Below are 19,288 nucleotides of genomic sequence, written 5' to 3'. Positions count from 1 at the left end.
TCATGTTCGAGTTGGCCGCGCCCTCGGCGCTCCAGTGGTTGATCGGTGTCGAGCTGGCGCGGTACCGCAAGGAAGCCGGCCTGTCGCTCTCCGAGCTGTCGGCGGCGTGCGGGATCGGCAAGCCCAAGCTCGGCCACATGGAAACCGGCCGGAGCACACAGTACCCGGGCGACATCCGCAAGATCCTCAAGGCCTGCGACGTCGAGCGGGAGAACATCGACCGGCTCGTGCTGCTGAGCAGTCGCGCCGACGACGCGTCGTGGGTGGGCCCGTGGACCGACGTGGTGTCCGACTGGCTGCGCACCATGGTCGGGCTGGAATCCCTGGCACGGCGGGAGTTCGTCTTCGAGCCCATCGTGCTGCCGGGACTGCTCCAGACCGAGGCGTACGCGATGGCCCTGACGACCGGCGCCAGCCGGGTCCGGCCCGACCTGGCCGATCGGCTGGTCGAACTCCGCATGCAGCGCACCCTGTTGCTCGGCAAGGACGAGCCGCTCGAACTGCACGCGGTGATCAACGAACAGGCGCTGCGCCTCCGCGTCGGGGACCAGGAGGTGCTGAACGAGCAGTACCGGCACCTCGTCCGGATGAGCGATCTGCCCAACGTGACCATTCAGGTGGTGCGCCCTGAGGCGGGCCTGCACTCGGCCACCACCGGCCAGTTCATGCTGCTGGACTTCGTCGACGCGCGGTCGATCGTGTACATCGAGATCCAGGACGCGGCGGTGTTCGTGGACGACTCGGCGCGGGTCGGGACCTATACGCTGAGCACGCAAAGCCTGGAGCGGGTCGCGCTGTCGCCTGGCGAGAGCACGGCCCTGATCGAATCGTTGATCACGTAGGAGCCCGCCGTGAAGCCGCAAGACAGGTGGCGTACGAGTAGCTACAGCTCGGAGAACGGCAGCTGTGTGGCCGTCTCGTTCCCCGCGGACGGCCCTGTCGGCGTCCGTGATTCGAAGAATCCGACCGGCCCGCGGCTCGCCTTCCCGGCGAGCGCGTGGACCGGGTTCGTCAAGCGCGCCAAGTGACACCGGGCCGGGGCGGCGTGCGCCCCGGCCCGCCCACTGATCAGTTCAGGCGCGCGTGGACGCGGGTGGAGGCCGTGCCCAGGCCGGTCGGACCGCGCAGCGTCCGCCGCGTGCCGGCGTCGACCCGGTTGTGCTCCTCCAGCGCCGCGTCGCCGTACCGGTACGTCTTCAGGTGCCACTCGAGGACCGCGGCCATCCAGTCTTGGAGCTCCGCCGCGTACTTCAGCAACGTCTCCCGCGCGTCCGGCGCGAGGTCGAACTCCTCGAACAGCGCGGGCAGCTCGATGTCCACGATGTGCTGGAACTGCTTCATCCGCGCGGTCTGCAGGTCGTGCACGACGCCGTAGGCCCGGTCGAGGTCGACGTCGAGGAAGTTCCGCACGACGAGCACGAGGTTGTGCACCTCGCCCTCGTACTGGACCTCCTTCCGGTACGACACCAGGTCGTTGATCATCCACGCGTAGTCGGCCGCGGTGTTCTCCATGTTCTGGACCACCCGCGTCCGGTAGATCTCCGGCGGCACGGTGTTGCCGTGGCCGAACTTCGCGAGGCTCTTCGTCAGGTCGGAGCCGAACGTGCGGCGGCGCATCTCCACGTAGTCGACGGGGTCGGGGATGCGGTTGAGGTGGTGGTTGTGCAGCTCCCACAGCCACGCGTCGATCATCACCGACACAGCCCGGCGGAAGTCCTCCCGGTACTTGCGGTGCATCGACCCCGTGGTGCGGCCCCACAGGTCGGCCAGGCCCCGCTCCAACGGGCTGACCGGCGTGATCGGGGCCGCGCCGTCGATCGGCATCAGCTGCTTCAGCCGTTCCGTGGCGACCTTCGCGGAGGCCAGGTCGGGCGTGCGGCCGAAGACGTACGGGTAGTAGTCGTCGCCGTAGGTGCCCCACGCCAGCCAGTCCGCGGACAGGTTGATCTGCTCCGGCGTGCCGTCCGGGTCGATGCCCGCCGAGCACAGGGCGTAGTCGTAGCCGCGGACCTTCTCCTCGGTCCAGATGCGCGGCACGTCGTCGTAGATGCCCATCTCGCGGCACCACTCGACGTTGTGCTCCAACGCGTCGTGCCAGTGCGGGCTCAGCGTGAGCGGGTAGGGCATGAGCATGTCGGGCCAGTCGAGGTGCGGCACCCGCTCGAACGGCACGTGGCTGAAGCTGCGCAGGCGTTGCGGCGCGGTGGCGATCAGCGCGCGGGCGGCGCTGGTGCCCAGGCCCGTCGGACCGCCGAGCACGGGGTTCGAGGCGACCGCGCCGTCGTTCATGTACCGGCTGGAGCGGGCGTGCCACTCGTGCCCGCCCGCCTGCCAGTCCTGCAACCCCTTCACGTAGGCCAGCACGGCGAGGCGGCCCGCCGGGTCGACGCCGTGCTCGTCCAGCAGCGCCGGCACCTCCGTGACGGCGGTGTGCTCGAACTGGTGCAGCCGGGACGTGAGCAGGTCGTTCACGGCCTCGGCCGCCTCCTGGGTGGGGACGTCGAGGAACTTCTCCAGCACCAGGACGCCGTTGCTCAGCTCGCCCTCGTCCAGCACCTCGCGCTCGTAGGAGAACAGGTCGTTGCGCAGGTGCACGGCGTCGGAGAACGTGTCGCGCAGGACGCCCATCGGGCGGCTCAGGGCGATGCGGGCGGGCACCTCCAGACCGGTGACGTGCTCGACCAGGTTCGCCGACCAGGGCGCGCCGCCCACCTTGCGGCGCATCTCGACGTACTCGATCGGGTTCGAGAGCCGGCCCTCGGAGATGTTCAGCAGCTCCCACATCGACTCGTCGAGGAGGTGCTTGGTGTTGTCGGCGAAGCGCCGCCGCCAGTCCGCCGAGTGGCTGGGGACGGTGCGCTGCCACAGGTCGGCGAGGCCCTTCTCGACCGGGTTCGTCGGCTCCTCGGTGATCGCGCCGTCCACCGGCATGAACAGCGGCAGCCGGTCGAGGTACGCCTTGGCGCCCGCCACGTCCGGGTTGCGCTTGTACAGCTCCACGAAGTGGTCGTCGAAGTAGAAGACCCAGACGTACCAGTCGGTCACCAGGTCGAGGTCGTCGGGCGACGCGTCCGGGTGGGTGTAGGCGCACAGCAGGGCGTAGTCGTGCGAGTCGAGGTCGGCGTCCGTCCAGATGACGGTGCCGTGCTGGGGGACGTCGATCATGTCCATCGCGTGGGCCCACGCCTTGGTGTGCGTGCGCGCGCGTTCCAGGCTGGGGTTCAGCCGCGCCGGGTAGGGCAGGTAGAAGTCCGGCAACTGGAACGGCTGCATGGGTTCGGGCCTCTCGTCGACGTGTACCGCGTGTACGCAACCAGTGCCGTGCGGGACGGGCCAAGACCTGGCGGCACTGATCCACACGTTCGAGCGGTCGCACCCCCCGACCGGCGCAGTCCGGTGGCGCTTTCGGTGGGCACGCGGTGACCGCGTGCGCCTTCGGTGAGCGGTGGAACCGGCCCGGAAGCGGCACACTGGAGTCGTGCCCCGCCTGGAGCCGTTCGACGAGGACTTCTTCGAGGAAGCGCCGCAGCGCCGCACCTACGTGCTGGACCTGCCGGTGTCACCCGAACGTGTGTGGCGAGGGCTGACCGCGTCCAACCCGCTGTGGTGGTGCCGCCTGCTGTCGGCCGAGTACACGTCGCCCCGCCCGTTCGGGATCGGCACGACGCGGCGGGCGCTGGTGCTGGGCGTGCTGCGGCTGGAGGAGCGCTTCTTCCGCTGGGAGGAGGGCCGGCGGCAGTCGTTCTGGGTGAGCCGGGCGAACCTGCCGCTGTTCCGCCGGTTCGGCGAGGACTACCTGGTGGAGCGGACCGCGGGCGGGTGCCGGTTCACGTGGACGTTCGCCTACGAGCCGGCGCTGAAGGCGGGCGGGCGGGTGAACGCGGCGGTGTTCGGGTCGCTGGCGGCCGACACGCGGCGACACTTCGGCACCCCTACCGAACGTCACGCCGGGTGACCGATCCGGCCCGAAATCGGCCGGAAAGTGCAGTAGCTCACGCCCATCCGGGTGAGTGGTCATCTTAGGTTAGGCTCCCCTCATGTCCCAGGGAGACGCGCTGCTCGCAGGCCAGGAACTGGTCCTGGCGCACCACGACCGCGCCGTGGTGCACGGCGTCTCGCTCGGGCTGCGCGCCGGCGCCGTGACGGCGCTCGTCGGCCCCAACGGGTCCGGCAAGTCGACCGTCCTGCGCTCCCTGGCCCGCCTGCACCGCCCGCGCGGGGGCGAGGTGAAGCTGGGCGAGCGCACCGTGTGGGGGCACGCGGCGCTGTCCGGCAAGGAGTTCGCCCGCAACGTCACCCTGCTCACCCAGCAGCGGCCGACGCCGTCCGGCGTGTCCGTGCGCGACGTCGTCTCCTACGGCCGCTACCCGTACCGGACCGGCTGGCGCGGCGTCGACCTGGAGGGCAACGCCGCGATCACCCGCGCCATGGAGCTGACCGGCGTCACCGCGATGGCCGACCGCGGCGTGGACGAGCTGTCCGGCGGCGAGCTCCAGCGCGTCTGGCTGGCGTCGTGCCTGGCACAGCAGACGTCCGTGCTGCTGCTCGACGAGCCGACCAACCACCTCGACCTGCGGTACCAGGTGGAGGTCCTGGACGTCGTCCGCGACCTCGCGAACGACCACGACGTGGCCGTGGGTGTGGTGCTCCACGACCTCGACCACGCGGCGATCATCGCCGACGAGGTGGTGTTGCTGTCGGAGGGCCGGGTCGTCGCGGCGGGCGGGGTCCGCGACGTCCTGACCGGCGAGCACCTCACCCGCGCCTACGGCGTCACGGTGCACGTCGCCGACGACCCGGTGACCGGAGCGATCCACTGCCGCCCGCTGGGCCGGCACACCCCGCGCCCGGTCTGAGCGAATCCCCCGAGAGCCCGAAAGCTGAGAGGTCCGACCATGCGCCTGTTGACCCCTGCCCTCGTCGCGGCGGCCGTCGTGCTGTCCGCGTGCGGCACGACCGAGACGCCGACGACGACGCCGAGCGAGAACGCCGGCGGCCCCGTCAGCGTCACCGACGCCCGCGGCAAGGCCGTCGAGCTGAAGGCGCCCGCCCAGCGCGTCGTCACGCTGGAGTGGGCGGAGACCGAGGTCGTCACCTCGCTGGGTGTCACGCCTGTGGGTGTCGCCGACGCCACCGGCTACAAGACGTGGGACGCCGCCGCGCCGCTCCCCGGCGACGTGAAGGACGTCGGCAAGCGCAACGAGCCCAGCGTGGACGCCATCGTGGCGCTGAACCCCGACGTCGTGATCATGTCCCAGGGCCGTGACGAGACGCTGGCCGGGCAGCTGGAGAAGTACGTGCCGGTCGTCGTCACCAAGTCCAGCGACGCCTCCCGCAACCTCGACCGCCTGCGCGACGACGTGCGGATGATCGCCAAGGCGATCGGCAAGGCGGGCGAGGGCGACACGCTGCTGTCCGAGATGGACACCGCGCTCGCCGACGGCAAGAAGGCCGTCGAGGCCAAGGGCGCGACCGGCACGCCGTTCGTCATGGCCGACGGCTGGCTGGAGGGCAGCACCGTCAACATCCGCCCGTTCGGCAAGGGCTCGCTCGTCTCCGACACCGCCGAGGCCGTCGGCCTGAAGAACGCGTGGACCGGCGAGGTCGACCCGAAGTGGGGCCTCGGCGCCACCGACGTCGAGGGCATGACCGCGATCACCGACCCGAAGACCGTCCTGTTCTACAGCGCGTCCGAGGACGACGTGTTCACCACCGGCCTGGCCCAGAACCCGGTGTGGCAGCGGCTGCCGTTCGTCGTGTCGCAGAAGGTCGTCAAGCTGGAGCCGGGCACGTGGACGTTCGGTGGCCCCAAGTCGGTCATCCGCGTCGCCGAGCAGTTCGTGAAGGCCACCACCGCCTGATGCGCACCGCCGCCGTGACGGCGGGGATCGTGGCGGCCATCGCCGTGCTCTCCGCCGTCCACCTCACCCAGGGCACCGCGTCGACCGGTGTGCTCGACGTGCTCAACGCCCTGGTCGGCAACGGGGACGCGCAGACCCTCGCCGTGCTGGAGGGTTCGCGCGTGCCGCGCCTGCTGGCCGCGCTGCTGCTCGGCGTCGCCCTCGGCGTCGCCGGCGCGGGCATGCAGTCCGTGGCGCGCAACCCGTTGGCGTCGCCGGACACGCTCGCCGTCAACGCGGGCTCGCACCTCGCCGTCGTCGCGATCGCCGCGTTCGGGCTGAGCCTGCCCACGCTGCCGTCGGGGGCGGTGGCGTTCGTCGGCGGGCTCGCCGCGGCGGTCGTCGTGCTCGGGCTGTCCGGCGGCGGGTCCGCGAGCCCTCGGCTGGTGCTCGTCGGCTCGGCCGTCGCGTTGACGCTCCAGTCGGCGACGATCCTGCTGCTGCTCATGTACGAGCAGGAGACCAGCGGGTTGTTCGCGTGGGGCAGCGGGTCGTTGACCGTGAGCGACCTGAACGCGACCGCGCAGATGACGCCCGTGGTGGTCGTGGCGGTGGCGGCGCTGGTGGTGATGGGGCGGTCGCTCGACATCCTGGCCCTGGGTGACGACAACGCGACCGTGCTGGGCTTGAAGGTGCGGCGGACGCGCGTCGGCGCGGTGCTGCTGACCGTGGCGCTGACCGCCGCGTCCGTGACCGTCGCCGGGCCGGTCGGGTTCGTGGGGCTGAGCGCGCCGGTGATCACCCGGCTGCTCGCGCCCGTCGTGCCGGGGCTCGGGCGGCACCGGGTGATGCTGCCGGTGTCCGGGCTCGTCGGCGTGGTGATCGTGCTCGGCGCGGACGTGCTGCTGCGGGCCGTGCTCGGCTCGGCGGAGGCCGTGCGGGTGCCGACCGGTGTCATGACGACGGTCCTCGGCGCGGCCGTGCTGGTCTGGCTCGCCCGACGCGGGCGGTCCAGCGGCACGCCGCGGCAGGCCCCGGCCGGGCGGGTCGGTGTGGCCGGGTCGCGACGTCGGCTGGCGGTGATCTCGGCGTCCCTGGTCGTGCTGGTGGTCGCCGCGCCCGTCGCCGGGCTGATGCTCGGCGACCGGCTGGTGCTGCTGGGTGACCTGGCGAACTGGATCGCGGGGCGGTCCGGGACCGCGTTGACGTTCGTCGTCGACCAGCGGTTGCCGCGCGTGCTGGCGGCGTTGGTGGCGGGCGCGGCGCTGGCCGTGGCCGGGTGCGGCATCCAGTCCGTGAGCCGCAACCCGTTGGCGGAACCCGGTCTGCTCGGCATCACCGCGGGCGCGGGGCTCGGCGCGATCGCGTTGATCACCGTCGTGCCGCTGGCCGGCGCGTGGCACATCGCGGGCGCGGCCGGCGTCGGCGCGGTGGTGGCGTTCGCGCTGGTCTACGGGCTGGCGTGGCGGTCGGGGCTCGACTCGGACCGGCTCGTCGTCATCGGCATCGCCACGTGGTCGGCCGGGATGGCGCTGATCACGCTGCTGATCGTCATGTCGGACCCGTGGAACACGGCGAAGGCGCTGACGTGGCTGTCCGGGTCGACGTACGGGCGGACGTTGGAGCAGGTGCTGCCGACGGCGCTGGCGCTGGCGCTCCTCACGCCGCTGCTGTGGGCGCGGCACCGCGAGCTGGACCTCCACAGCCTGGACGAGGACACGCCCCGCGTGCTCGGCATGCGGGTCGAGCGGTCGCGGCTGGTGATCCTCGCGGCGGCCGGGGTGCTCGCGGCCACCGCCGTGTCCGCGATCGGGGTCGTGGCGTTCGTCGGGCTGGTCGCGCCGCACCTCGCGCGCTCGCTCGTCGGCGGGCGGCACGCGCGGGTCATCCCCGTCGCGGCGGCGTTGGGCGCGGTGCTCGTGTCGATCGCGGACACCGTGGGGCGGACCGTCATCGCGCCCGCGCAGGTGCCCGCCGGGCTGGTGATCTCGTTGATCGGCACGCCGTACTTCGTGCTCGTGCTGTGGCGGACGCGGGAGATGCGGACCTAGGTCGCCCTCACGGCGGACCCATGCCTTGAAGACATGGGCACAGGTCTTGGACTCACGGCACGGTTCTGCGGTCTGCTTGACCCCGGATCGCACCAGCAGTGAGGAAACCTCCATGTACCAACGGATCGGTCTGGCGGTGCTGGCGCTCGTCGCGGTGGCGGCGTGCGGTCAGGTGGCCTCCACGGACGGTGGGACGTCGACACCGGGCACGGCGGGCACCGCGGCGGGCACGGCGGGCACGGCGGCGAGCACGGAGTCCGTGCCGCTGTCCGAGGCCGACCGGGCCGCCGCGCCCGAGTTGGCGAAGCGGTTCGCGGAAGCCGCCAACGCGGGTGACGCGGAGGCCGTCGCGGCGACGTTCGCGGAGGACGCGCGGTTCGACAGCGCGGGTCGGATCTACCCGTCCCGCGCCGACATCATGGACCGCTTCCTCACCCCCGAGGTCATCACGCCCGGCGGCAAGTACACCGTCACCGGCGAGCGCTGGAACGGCTCCCGCTACCGCGTGGACTACGAGTACTCCACCGGGCGCGGCGGCACGGAGGTCTTCTACTACGAGTTCCTGGTGCGGGACGGGCTCATCCAGGACGTCGTCGGCCGCTACAGCTGACCGCCCGGCGACCAGGTCCGCGGGTCCGCCGCCACCTGCGCGCCGCTGACCAGGTCCTTGACCTCGTGGTCCCCGCCCTCCCCGAACGGCGGGAACCACACGAACGGGATGCCCTTGCGCGACGCGTACCGGACCTGCCTGGCCACCTTGTCCTCCTGGTGGTACAGCTCGACGTTGAACCCGTTGTCCCGCAACGCCTTCGCGGTGCCCGTCGCGCGCCGACGGCCGTCCTTCGGGAGCACCACGAGCACGTCGGTCGGCGAGCTCGGCCCCTGGTCGAGGAGCCCGGCGGAGAGCACCTTGGCGAAGATCCGGGTCAGGCGTGGCGGCGTTCCGGCGACGTGTTCGCGCTGGACGTCCGCGTGCCGGTGAACGCGGTGGCGGACGTGGTGCTGCCGAACAGGAGGCGGCAGCGGCTCGGCTCCGAGTACCACCACCTGACGTCCCGCGTCGAGTGAGCCGGGACCGCCGGGACCGGTTGGCCGCGACGAGGTTCGAGGCCTGTGGGACGCCCGGCCGCGTTCCGCCGACCTCCCGCCGGCCCGGGGTGAGCCGGCGGGAGGTCGGCGCGGGTCAGCGCAGCCCGGCGACGATCCGGTCCACGGCCGCGCCCAGCTTGGCGTACTTCTCGGTGTACAGCACCGGGAAGACGCCGGGCGGGTCGGCCGGGCGGTAGGTGTCGACGTAGTCGGTGCCCAGGTTGCTGAACGCCACGACGATGTAGTTGCGCGGCTCCTTGCCCGGCAGGGACCGCACGATCCCCGCGTCGCTGCCGGTCGTGTCGACCCAGCCCGTCTTGTGGCCGAACCGCACCTCGGCGACCGCGTCGCACGGCCGCACGTCCCGGTCGTACACGGCCGCGCCCACGGTCATGGTGCCGTCCGGCTTGACCCAGCGCGGCGGCGTGACCTGGCGGATGCCCTGCACCGGGTAGCCGCGGCCGCACCAGTTCGTGGTGGACAGCATCTCGTTGTGGCCCTGGTCGTACAGGGACTTCAGGAACTGGGCGCGGGACGCGTCGCTCAGCACGTGCCGCGTGACGGCACGGCCGGCGGGCGTGGTCCACAGGGTGCCGTGGCCGCCGTTGACCAGCAGGAGCAGCTTGGCGGTGTCGATGCTGCTCATGTTCGAGCCGATCCACCGGCCGCCGTTGTCCGGGTTGGTGCCGGTCACCATCAGCGTCGGGAGGCCGAGCTCGACGAACGTGCGGTTGACCTCGTCCCACGCGCGCAGGTCGTGGAGCAGCTTGATCAGCGCGCAGGTCGACTCGTTCTGCGACTTGGTGATCATGTCGTCGAAGTGGCGCCGGACGACCCTGCTCGACGCGCCGCCGCACGCCGGGTTGATCGTCACCGGTCGGTAGTCGTACACGGAGTCGAGGTTGATCCGGCCCTGGTCCGCCAGTCGCAGCACGCCGAAGCCGACCATGAGCTTCAGCACCGACGCCGGGTACGGCGAGGAGAAGTCGATCGGGGCGTTCTCCCGGCCGGCGAGCACGTCGCGGGTGCCCCGGCCGCCGTTGACGTCCCACTCGGTGTCGTCCCACCAGCGGTAGCGCACCTGGTCGGTGGACAGCGTCCGCCGGTCCAGCGGCACCACGACGCCGTTCGGGTACTGCGGGCTGAGCAGCACGTCCGCCATCCCGAGCGGCGTGCCGTAGCGGCCGAGTTCGATCACCGTGAGGTCGAGGTTCGGCATCTGGTGCAGGGGCCGCGCCGCGGCCGCGGACAGCCGCCGTTCCGGTTCGCCGGCCACCGAGTCGTACTTCTCCGGCGCGCCCGCCTTGGACGCCGCCACCTGGTCCGGCGGGGTCAGGTCGAGCACGTCCTTGAAGTCCTGCGCCACGACCGCCTGCCGCAGCGCCTCGGCCAGCCGGGCGCTCACCTCGTCCGGGTGGGCCACCGCGGCCTGCGTCACCGGGTCGGTCGCCGTTCTCGAATCGGTCACCGCCGTCGGGTCGGCCACCGTCTTCGGATCGGTCACCGCCGTCGGGTCGGCCCCCGCGGCGGGCGCCGTCGCCGTCGCGCCGGACACCGCCGTCGCCGCCACCAGCGCGGTCGCGGCGAGCAACCCCCGTCTGAACGTCCTCATCCCACTCCCCCGGAAAGTCGATCGTGCGTGCCGCCACTGAAAGTAGAGCATCCGTCACCGGTGCGTGACGGCGTTTCCCCGGCCGCGGCTAGCGGAACGTGGTGAGGAACTGGTCGCGGAACGCGTGCATGGGGCGGACCGGCGCGTCCGGGCCGGGCTTCAGGCCCTCGGACCAGCCCCAGCCGGACGTGCGAGCCAGGACGGCCGGGTCGCGGGCCACGACGGTGACCGGCACGTCCCGGCCCGCGCCGTCGCCGGTCACCGTGGGCGCGGGCTGGTGGTCGCCGAGGAACACGAGCACGAGGTCGTCGTCGCCGTAGGTCTCGACGTACGACACCAGCGTGTTCACCGAGTACTCGACGGACCGGGCGTAGTCCGCCCGCACCGCCGCCGGGTCACGGCCGAAGATCGCCTCCGCCGGCGCCTCGCCCGACGTCATGGCGCGGTACACGGACCCGTCGCCGACCTCGTCCCAGCCGACCGGCGACGGGAGCGGCGACCACGGCACGTGGCTGGACAGCAGCGGGATCGCGGCCATCACCGGCGCGTGGTCGGCGTCGCGCTCGGCCCGCTGGAACGCCGCCAGCGTGTACTGGTCGGGCATGGTCGCGTAGCCGAACCGCGGACCCCGGTAGCCGAGGTCGCCGGACGCGTAGACGCGGTGGTAGTCGAAGAACCCGCCCTCCGGCCAGGCCCGCGTGATGCCCGGCGCGACGCCGACCGACCGCCAGCCCGCCTGCCGGAACGCGCCGCCGAGCGTCAGCCGGTCGCTCGACACCAGCGTCCGGTACCGCTGCTGGTTGTCGACCCACAGCCCGGACATCAGGGTGGCCTGGGCGAGCCAGCTGCCGCCGCCCGCCGTGGGCGAGGTGAGGAACGCGCTGCGCGAGCCGTACCCGGCGGCGGCGAGCCGGGCCGTGCCCGCGTCGAGCGCCGCGCCGACCCGTGGCGCGATCTCCGGGTGCTCCACCGCGGCACGCCCGTAGCTCTCCACGAACGCGAGCACGACGTCCTTGCCGCGCAACGCCGTCAGCAGCTCGTCGCCCGGCGTGCCGCGGAACGCGTCCACGGCGGCCTCCGCCGCGAACCGGTCCTTGTCCCGCAACCCCACGCCGACCTGGCGCGCGCGGTCGTAGGCGAACTCCGCCGCGCTGTGCGACGCGATCGGCACGCCGGGCGCGAGCCGCAGGCCGGGCGCGGCGCACGTGAGCCACACGACCGCCACCACCGCGACCGACCGCGTGACCACGAGCCGGTGCCGCCCCACCGCCCGCGTCAGCCGCAGCACGGACCGCGTCGTCAGCACCACCAGCGCGACCGCCAGCGCCACGGCGCCCACCACCGCCGCGACCGCCGCGAACCGGCCCGCCGTCACGTCCACGTAGTCCACCGCGGGCGTCAGCAACGGCCAGTCCAGCACCAGGTCGAACGGCCGGTGCAGCACGGCGTGGAACCCGAGGTCCAGCGCCTTCACCACCAGCAGCACGCCGAGCAGCGCCCCGCCCGCCACCGCCGCGGGCCGGCGCGCCCGTTCCGGCAGCACGAGCGCCAGCGCCACGCCGAGCAGCCCTTCCAGCGGGAGGCGCAGGAACGCGGCGGGCGTGAACCGGTCGAACTGGCTCGGCACGACCAGCGCGGACACCACGAACACGGCCGCGGCGACGGTCAGCGCGACCGTCCCCACCGCACGGCGGCCGCGCCCGTCCGCACCACCCTCCGGCATGCCGTCCCCTCGTCCACCCGGTCTTGATCAGTACAACGCGGGATCGGCCACCCCCGGTTCAACGGTGGGTACGGTGGCCGCGTGACTCGTCCGTACGTCCTCCTCAGCGTCGCGGTCAGCGTGGACGGCTACATCGACGACGGGCGCGCCGAGCGGTTCCCGCTGTCCAACGCCGAGGACTTCGACCACGTCGACCGGGTGCGCGCGGAGTCGGACGCGATCCTGGTCGGCGCGGGCACGATCCGCCGCGACGACCCGCGCCTCCTGGTCAACAGCCCCGAACGGCGTGCCGCCCGCGTCGCGGGGGGACGGTCCGAGCACCCGCTGAAGGTCGCCGTCACCGGCACCGGCGACCTCGACCCGGACCGCAGGTTCTGGCGCCACGGCGGCGACAAGCTCGTCTACACCACGGATTCCGGCCGGACGCGCGCCGTCACGGCGGTCGGCGCGCTGGCGGAGGTCGTGGCCCTCGGCCCGGACGTCGACTTCGGCGTGCTGCTGGACGACCTCGGCGGCCGCGGCGTCGAACGGCTCATGGTGGAGGGCGGCGGCACGATCCACACCGCGTTCCTCGCCGCCGGTCTGGCCGACGAGATCCGGATGGCCGTCGCGCCGATGCTGATCGGCCGGGACGCCGCGCCGAGGTTCGTCAACCCGGCGCCGTTCCCGGGCGGGCCGGCCCGCCGCTTCCACCTGGAAGAGGTGAGCAGGCTCGGCGACGTCGCCGTGCTGCGCTACTTCCCGAAAGCCTGAAGCAGCGCGCGCACGGTGTCGCGGCGGAACCACGCCACCACGGCCGCCAACGCCAGCAGCACCGCGGGCAGCACCGCGCCGTCCGGGTCGCCGAGGACGACCAGTTCCGTGCCGACCGCGCCCGCCATCACGCCGACCAGCCCCAACGCGGCGAGCCCGCACAGCCGGGGCACGAGCAGGCCGAGCGCCCCCGCGACCTCCAGCACGCCGGTGACGTGCCGGAGCCACTGCCCGATGCCGATCTTGTCGAACTTGCCGACGAACGCGTCACCGAACAACAGCACCCCGCTGTAGGCGAAGTACGCCGCCAGCACCGCCTGCAACGCCCACAGCAGGACGTTCCCGACGCCGCGCGCCCGCACGGTCCCCACCCGATCAGCCGAATCGGACATCACGCACTCCTCACACCGAAACCGAAGCACTGCGCCACAACCACGTGATGTCGCGGCCGAACGACCAGACGAGCGCGGCGAGCGCGAGTCCGACCAGGACCGCCGCGTGCGGGACCAGGCCCGACACGGCGACGACGAGCACGATCCCCTGCACCGCGGCGACCACCTTGCGCGCGTGGCTCGGCGGCAACGCCCCGCGCAGCCAACCCCACACCCACGACGCCGCGACGAACGCGTACCGCAGCGCGCCCATCACCAGCACCCACGGCCCGAACGCCGCCGCGACGTGCACGCTCAGCACCAGGATGAGGAACGCGTCGACCTCCATGTCGAACCGCGCGCCCAGCGGTGACGCGGTGCCCGTGCGGCGGGCGACCTGGCCGTCCACGAAGTCCAGCGCCAGCGCCACGGACGCCATCCCGACGACCAGCGCCGTCTCGGCCGACCCGTCCGCGACGAGCGCCGTGACGCCGCCGACCAGCAGCCCCCGGGCCAACGTCACCCGGTCGGCCGGCCCGAGCACCCCGGCGGCCCGCTGGACGGCGCCGCTCAGCAACACCTGCGTGGCGAGCGCGTAGCCGAGGCCCGCGACCCAGCCCAGCGGCCCCAGCCCCACCGCGCACTCCAGCACGCCGAGCAGGAGCACCTGCACGCCCGCCCAGAGCGCCGGCTCCGCGTTCGATCGCCACGCCTCGCGCACGGACGCCGCCGTGCTGTGCTGAAGTGTCGTCATCGTGCCCCTCGTGGCGGTGGCCCTCGTCTACCGGAGGTTTACAGATGACACGCTCTGCGAGGGCCTTGTGGTTCACCTCGGCGGGAAAAAGTGAAGTCCGACCGGTGGCGCTGCCCGAGCCCGGACCCGGCGACGTCGTCGTCCGCACCCTGTTCTCGGGCATCAGCCGGGGCACGGAAGCCCTGGTCCTGCGCGGCGGCGTGCCGGAGAACCAGCGGGAGGCGATGCGCGCGCCGTTCCAGGAGGGCGACTTCCCGTGGCCGGTGAAGTACGGCTACCTCAACGTCGGCGTGGTCGAGGAAGGACCGGGGCGCGGTCGCACGGTGTTCTGCCTCTACCCGCACCAGACGCGGTACGTCGTGCCCGCCGACGCGGTGACGCCCGTGCCGGACGGGGTGCCCGCCGCGCGGGCCGTGCTCGCCGGGACGGTGGAGACGGCGGTGAACGCGGTGTGGGACGCGAAACCGCTGCTGGGCGACCGGATCGCGGTCGTCGGCGGCGGGATGGTCGGGTGCGCGGTGGCCGCCGTGCTGGCCCGGTTCCCCGGCGTGCGGCTGCAACTGGTCGACGCCGATCCCGGCCGTGCCGCGGTGGCCGCCGCGCTGGGCGTGGACTTCGCGTCACCCGACGACGCGGCGGGCGGCCTCGACCTCGTCGTCCACGCGAGCGCGACCGAGGCGGGGCTGGCGCGGTCGTTGGCGCTGCTCGCGCCGGAGGGCCGGGTGGTGGAGCTGAGCTGGTACGGCGACCGCCGCGTCAGCCTGCCGCTGGGCGAGTTCTTCCACTCCCGGCGGCTCCGGTTGGTCAGCAGCCAGGTCGGCGTGGTCGCCCGGCCCGACCGCACCTACGCCGAACGCATGGCGCTCGCGCTGGACCTGCTCGCCGACCCGGCGTTCGACGCGCTGATCACCGGCGAGACGCCGTTCGAGGACCTGCCGGGCGTGCTGCCCGAGCTGGCGAGCGGCGAGCTGCCCGCCCTGTGCCACCGGGTTCGCTACGGTGCCGACCATGTTCCTGCCTGACACCACCGCGGACGTGCGGGCCCGCGGGGCGACCGTCGCCGTCCTGCCCGTCGGCAGCCACGAGCAGCACGGCCCCCACCTGCCGCTGGCCACGGACACCGTCGTCGCGTGGGAGGTCGCGCGGGCGATCGCCGACGCCCACCCCGTCCAGCTGCTCCCGCCGGTCACGATCTCGTGCTCGCACGAGCACGCGGCCTGGCCGGGCACCGTCAGCATCTCGGCCCGCACGCTGCACGCCGTGGTGCTGGACGTCGCCGAGTCGCTGCGCCGATCCGGCGTGCCGAACCTGGTGCTGGTCAACGGCCACGGCGGCAACTACGTGCTGTCGAACGTGGTGCAGGAGTCGGAGGGGATGGCGTTGTTCCCCGGCAGCGCCGACTGGGCCGCGGCACGGGCCGCCGCCGGGCTGGAGACGTCGTCCCGCGCCGACATGCACGCGGGCGAACTGGAGACGTCCATCCTCCTGCACACCCATCCGGACCTGGTGAAATCCGGTTACGAGACGGGCGACCACCTGGCCGACGACCGGCCGCACCTGCTGACGCGCGGCCTCGCGCCGTACACGCCGTCCGGGGTGGTCGGGCGGCCGTCGCTGGCGTCAGCCGAGAAGGGCCGGGACGTGCTCGCGGCGCTCGTCGGGGCGTTCGGGCCGTACCTCGACCTGTTCTGATCCGGCTCGTCCCGGCCTTCGGCGGACCAGCGTGAGCACGCCCGGCAGGCTGCCGACCAGCGCCAGCACGCCGTAGACGACGCCGGTGGTGAGCCCCTGCGCGGCGCCGAGGCCGGCCGTGCCGAACGCCACCGCCAGGAACGCCTCGCGCGGCCCGAACCCGCCGACGTTCAGCGGCACGGCCATGACCAGCAACGCGAGCACGGCCAGGGGGACCAACCGCCCGGTCGACGCCTCGACGCCCGCCGCCCGGGCCGCCACGACGAACAGGGCGACGTGCCCGGCCACCGCCACCGCCGACAGCGCCACCACCTCGGGCAGCGCCCGGCGGTTCACCAGGCCCGCGCGGGCGTCCGCCCACGTCGTCCGCAACGCGCCGCGCACCCTCGCCGAACACGCCACGCCCACCGCCGCTCCCACCGCCCCCACGACCAGGACCGCCACCAGCACGGCCACCGGCACTCCGGGCACGTCGACCAACGCCGACCCGGCGAGGCCGAGGGCGAGGGCGACGAGGACCACCTGCCCGGCGAACCGCTCGAACAGCACGGCCCGTACCCCGCGGCCCACGTCGCCGGACCGCCGGCCGTGGCTCACCGCGCGGTGCACGTCCCCGAGGACCCCGGCGGGCAGCACGGCGTTGAGGAGCGACGCCCGGTAGTAGTCCGCCACGGCAGCGCGGAGGGTGAGCGGCAGGCCGAGGCCGTGCGCGATCACGCGCCAGCGCCACGCGGCGCACACCGTCGTCAGCAGCCCCAGGCCGAGCGCGGCGACGACCGACCGGCCGTCGACGGCCCGGAGCCCGGCCGCGAACGCGTCCGCGCCCAGCCGCCACCCGAGCGCCACCAGGATGCCGACCGCGCCGAGCAGCCTCAGCCACGGCCACAGCCGTCTCACCGCGGCACCGCCAGCAGGTCGGTGTGGTGCACGACGACCCGCGGGCCGGTGTCGAGCCTGCGCCGCAGGTAGTCGGGCGCCGCGTCGGCCAGCCGCGGTTCCTGCTCGACCGCCGCGCCCACCCAGCCGCGCAGCCACTCGGCGGCGAGCGCGGCCTGCTCCGGCCCGAGCCGCCACGGGCTGGGGCACGTCGTCACCGCCGCGCCGCGCCGTTCGAACGCCGCCACGGCGACGTCGGCCGCGTCCGGCCCGAGCAGCCGCCGCCCGTCCACCACCCGTCGTTGGTGGGCGTTGAAGGCCGCCTCGAACGCGCCGTCCAACGGGTCGGCGCGGTCGAACTCCACCCGTCCCGCGACGGACAGCGTGAGCAGCGCCGGGCAGCCCGCGCCGACGCACGCCTCCGCCAGCCCGTCCACCTCGTCGGCCGTCAGCAGGTCGAGCAGCGCCGACGCCGTGACGAGCGACGTGCCGGCGAGGTCGGCGGCGGTGAGCGCGGTGAGGTCGCCCTCGTGCGTCTCGACCGTGACGCCGCTCAACGTGGCCGCCGCGATGCTGAGCAGCCGGGGGTCGCGGTCGTGCAGCACCCAGTGCTGCGGACCACCCAGCCGCCCGGCGAGCCATCGCCCCAACGATCCCGTCCCACACCCCAGATCACGCACGACGAGGGGTGCACGGTTCAGGTGGATCTCCCGGAGCCGGTCCACCAACCCGACCGCGCGGGCGTCCGCGTCGGCCCTCTCGCGCAGCGCCAGCCATTCCGGGGCGAAGGTGCTCATGGCCGCAGACTAGCCGGCGCCACCGCCACCCGGACCACCCTTCCGTCCCACGTGGACCGGCCGTTCCGCCGGCGCCGACGTCACGCGTTCCGGCCGTAGTCCCAGCTCTGCCCCGTGCCCCGGTACTGCTCGACCGGGATGGGCGCACTCCCCTCCGGGAGGTGGTCACGGCACAGGACGCCGTGGAGGTGGTCGACTTCGTGGGCTACCAGGCGGGCGACGCCGCGGTCGAAGATGGTGATCCTCTTCTCGCCGGTGAGGTCCGTGTGCTCGACGTGGACCACCAACGGCCGCGGCACCAGGCACCGCACGTCGAAGAAGCTCAGGCAACCCTCGTACTGCTCGTCCCGCTCGGCGCCGGTCTCGACGACGGTCGGGTTGAGCAGGGTGATCGCGTCGTCCGAGCCGGGTGGCCGCACGAGCGCCGCGGCGCGGTCGATGCCGATCTGGGGCGCGGCCACGCCCATGCCCTTGCCGAACGTGTGCGCCTGGGCGATGCGCTCGGCGGCGGAGTGCAACTCGGCGATGACGCGGCGGGCGTCCTCGGCCTCGGTGGGCAGGTCGAAGGGACGCGCGGCGCGCCGCAACAGGGGGTCACCGTCCTGGACCACGCCGAGCGCCGCCATCGTGTCGCTGGGCCGCGCCGGCGGGGCGGTGGGGCCGCGACCCCGAAAGTCCCACTCCAGGCGGTAACGGGCGTGCGGGGGCGGGTCCTCGCAGGACCACGCGAACACCACGCGGTCGCCGTGCTCGGTGCGGTCGATCGCGGTGCGGAACGGCATCGCCCCCGCGGTCATCGACGTGTGCAGACCCCACACCACCGGCGCCAGGTCGCGGGGGAAGTCGAGCGTCACGGACAACGTGCTGGTGGGCAGGCGGATCGCCCGCTGGAACCAGTTGCCCCAGTGCTCGTCGCGGACCGTGTACTCGTACTCGATCCAAGTCGACTCGCCGGGGTAGAGCGGGAAGTGCGCGCCCTCGCCGGCGAAGTGCAGCCAGACTTCCTTGAACGCGTCGCGGTCGTGGTGGGCGCTCCAGGTCATCGGCTCGGCGCGGTCCTGCCCGTGCCAGGCGTGCAGGTCGATCTCCTCCCAGGTCAGCGGGTTCGCGCTGTAGAGCTGGTTCGAGCGTTCCGGGTCACCGGGGTGGCGGTCGACCGAGATGCGGATCAGGTAGCGGGTGATCGGCTCCGGTCCGCCGTTGACCAGGCGACGGCGCTGGGTCAGGCGGTAGGTGCGCCCGTCGTAGCGCAGGGTGGCGTCGTCGTGGTCGACCACCAGGCTGCCCGGGCCGATCTGGTCGGCCGGGTCGACCGCCTGGGGACGCGCTCGTGGGACACGGGTGGCGTCGTACTCGCGGAACGCCGAGCGCAACGCACCGCCGGCGTGGAGCGCGGACTCGGCCTGGAGCGCGAAGTCCTTGGACGGCCGCTCCGCGCCGGACTCCACCTTGGACACGTAGGAGCGGTCGTAGCCCATCAGGCCGGCCAGGGCGGTGCGGGACAGCCCTCGCACGTCGCGCCACCGCGCCAACTCCGCCGCGAAGACGTTCGCCTCGCCGTCCGCGCCGGACTCCCCGCTCCCTGATCGCGCCCCGCCAGCCACGACACCACCCCCCTGCCCCGCAACACCGTGAGTGGGCGTGAACACACCGTGAGTCACGGCTCAGCCTAGCGGCACGCCTTCGCCACGTGATGCCCTCGATCCGAACCGCACGCAGCCGACAGCCCA

General features: G+C 73.3%; 20 protein-coding genes. 11 read left to right on the top strand and 9 right to left on the bottom strand.

The features are described from left to right. Positions 1–2 precede the first annotated feature (2 nt). Together ACRAKH_RS05470 and ACRAKH_RS05465 are read left to right on the top strand one after the other, a co-directional pair. Positions 3–842: a helix-turn-helix domain-containing protein gene (locus ACRAKH_RS05470; RefSeq protein WP_380724994.1), complete on the top strand. Its 840-nt coding sequence runs from the start codon at positions 3–5 to the stop codon at positions 840–842. A 9-nt stretch (positions 843–851) separates the two neighbouring features. Further along, positions 852–1,028, top strand: coding sequence for a DUF397 domain-containing protein (locus ACRAKH_RS05465; RefSeq protein ID WP_380724993.1), 177 nt, complete (start codon positions 852–854; stop codon positions 1,026–1,028). Between the two features lie 40 nt (positions 1,029–1,068). Here the strand turns inward: ACRAKH_RS05465 and ACRAKH_RS05460 are convergent, their stop codons facing one another. Next, complete coding sequence (locus tag ACRAKH_RS05460) at positions 1,069–3,273, bottom strand: terpene synthase family protein (protein ID WP_380724992.1); 2,205 nt, start codon at positions 3,271–3,273, stop codon at positions 1,069–1,071. Positions 3,274–3,478: 205 nt separating this feature from the next. On the opposite strand from ACRAKH_RS05460, the gene ACRAKH_RS05455 reads away from it, so the two are divergent. The 5 genes from ACRAKH_RS05455 to ACRAKH_RS05435 all read left to right on the top strand — a co-directional run bounded on the left by ACRAKH_RS05455 (position 3,479) and on the right by ACRAKH_RS05435 (position 8,501). After that, positions 3,479–3,955, top strand: coding sequence for an SRPBCC family protein (locus tag ACRAKH_RS05455; protein WP_380724991.1), 477 nt, complete (start codon positions 3,479–3,481; stop codon positions 3,953–3,955). Positions 3,956–4,037: 82 nt separating this feature from the next. Further along, entirely contained in the window at positions 4,038–4,856 is an 819-nt protein-coding gene (locus tag ACRAKH_RS05450; protein ID WP_380724990.1) for an ABC transporter ATP-binding protein, read from the top strand. Positions 4,857–4,895: 39 nt separating this feature from the next. Next, on the top strand, positions 4,896–5,861 hold the full coding sequence (locus ACRAKH_RS05445; protein WP_380724989.1) for an ABC transporter substrate-binding protein: 966 nt from the start codon (positions 4,896–4,898) through the stop codon (positions 5,859–5,861). Next, positions 5,861–7,891, top strand: a complete 2,031-nt coding sequence (locus ACRAKH_RS05440; RefSeq protein WP_380724988.1) for an iron ABC transporter permease — start codon at positions 5,861–5,863, stop codon at positions 7,889–7,891. The genes ACRAKH_RS05445 and ACRAKH_RS05440 overlap by 1 nt, the downstream gene beginning before the upstream one ends. A gap of 112 nt (positions 7,892–8,003) precedes the next feature. Next, a complete protein-coding gene (locus ACRAKH_RS05435; RefSeq protein WP_380724987.1) occupies positions 8,004–8,501 on the top strand; it encodes a hypothetical protein in 498 nt (165 codons plus the stop codon). Here ACRAKH_RS05435 and ACRAKH_RS05430 read toward each other — a convergent pair. Further along, entirely contained in the window at positions 8,492–8,800 is a 309-nt protein-coding gene (locus ACRAKH_RS05430; protein WP_380724986.1) for a His/Gly/Thr/Pro-type tRNA ligase C-terminal domain-containing protein, read from the bottom strand. The two genes, ACRAKH_RS05435 and ACRAKH_RS05430, sit on opposite strands and share 10 nt — an antisense overlap. Between ACRAKH_RS05430 and ACRAKH_RS05425 the strand changes: the two genes are divergently transcribed. After that, on the top strand, positions 8,774–8,959 hold the full coding sequence (locus ACRAKH_RS05425; protein ID WP_380725001.1) for an alpha-L-rhamnosidase C-terminal domain-containing protein: 186 nt from the start codon (positions 8,774–8,776) through the stop codon (positions 8,957–8,959). The genes ACRAKH_RS05430 and ACRAKH_RS05425 overlap by 27 nt on opposite strands. A 115-nt stretch (positions 8,960–9,074) precedes the next feature. Here the strand turns inward: ACRAKH_RS05425 and ACRAKH_RS05420 are convergent, their stop codons facing one another. Both ACRAKH_RS05420 and ACRAKH_RS05415 read right to left on the bottom strand, forming a co-directional pair. After that, complete coding sequence (locus ACRAKH_RS05420; RefSeq protein WP_380724985.1) at positions 9,075–10,592, bottom strand: serine hydrolase; 1,518 nt, start codon at positions 10,590–10,592, stop codon at positions 9,075–9,077. Between the two features lie 88 nt (positions 10,593–10,680). Continuing rightward, on the bottom strand, positions 10,681–12,315 hold the full coding sequence (locus ACRAKH_RS05415; RefSeq protein ID WP_447009663.1) for a sulfatase: 1,635 nt from the start codon (positions 12,313–12,315) through the stop codon (positions 10,681–10,683). Between the two features lie 81 nt (positions 12,316–12,396). On the opposite strand from ACRAKH_RS05415, the gene ACRAKH_RS05410 reads away from it, so the two are divergent. Beyond that, positions 12,397–13,068, top strand: a complete 672-nt coding sequence (locus ACRAKH_RS05410; RefSeq protein WP_380724983.1) for a RibD family protein — start codon at positions 12,397–12,399, stop codon at positions 13,066–13,068. Here the strand turns inward: ACRAKH_RS05410 and ACRAKH_RS05405 are convergent. Both ACRAKH_RS05405 and ACRAKH_RS05400 read right to left on the bottom strand, forming a co-directional pair. Next, entirely contained in the window at positions 13,050–13,460 is a 411-nt protein-coding gene (locus ACRAKH_RS05405) for a DoxX family protein (RefSeq protein WP_380724982.1), read from the bottom strand. The two genes, ACRAKH_RS05410 and ACRAKH_RS05405, sit on opposite strands and share 19 nt — an antisense overlap. 10 nt (positions 13,461–13,470) lie before the next feature. After that, positions 13,471–14,193, bottom strand: coding sequence for a CDP-alcohol phosphatidyltransferase family protein (locus ACRAKH_RS05400; RefSeq protein ID WP_447009662.1), 723 nt, complete (start codon positions 14,191–14,193; stop codon positions 13,471–13,473). Positions 14,194–14,237: 44 nt separating this feature from the next. Here ACRAKH_RS05400 and ACRAKH_RS05395 point away from each other — a divergent pair, with 44 nt between their 5' ends. After that, entirely contained in the window at positions 14,238–15,215 is a 978-nt protein-coding gene (locus tag ACRAKH_RS05395) for a zinc-dependent alcohol dehydrogenase (protein ID WP_380724980.1), read from the top strand. Then, a complete protein-coding gene (locus ACRAKH_RS05390; protein ID WP_380724979.1) occupies positions 15,202–15,885 on the top strand; it encodes a creatininase family protein in 684 nt (227 codons plus the stop codon). The genes ACRAKH_RS05395 and ACRAKH_RS05390 overlap by 14 nt, the downstream gene beginning before the upstream one ends. Here the strand turns inward: ACRAKH_RS05390 and ACRAKH_RS05385 are convergent. From ACRAKH_RS05385 to ACRAKH_RS05375, 3 genes are all read right to left on the bottom strand, one after another. Further along, the gene (locus ACRAKH_RS05385) at positions 15,814–16,782 is read right to left on the bottom strand and encodes a lysylphosphatidylglycerol synthase transmembrane domain-containing protein (protein WP_380724978.1); all 969 of its coding nucleotides are present in this window, start codon (positions 16,780–16,782) and stop codon (positions 15,814–15,816) included. The genes ACRAKH_RS05390 and ACRAKH_RS05385 overlap by 72 nt on opposite strands. After that, positions 16,779–17,558, bottom strand: coding sequence for a class I SAM-dependent methyltransferase (locus ACRAKH_RS05380; protein ID WP_447009661.1), 780 nt, complete (start codon positions 17,556–17,558; stop codon positions 16,779–16,781). Before ACRAKH_RS05380 ends, ACRAKH_RS05385 begins: the two co-directional genes overlap by 4 nt. Before the next feature lie 80 nt (positions 17,559–17,638). After that, positions 17,639–19,162 (bottom strand): peptide deformylase, encoded by a 1,524-nt coding sequence (locus ACRAKH_RS05375; RefSeq protein ID WP_380723427.1) that lies wholly within the window; start codon positions 19,160–19,162, stop codon positions 17,639–17,641. Between the last annotated feature and the right edge of the window lie 126 nt (positions 19,163–19,288).

Source organism: Saccharothrix hoggarensis (assembly GCF_052936025.1).
This window is presented reverse-complemented; position numbering and strand designations above follow the sequence as displayed.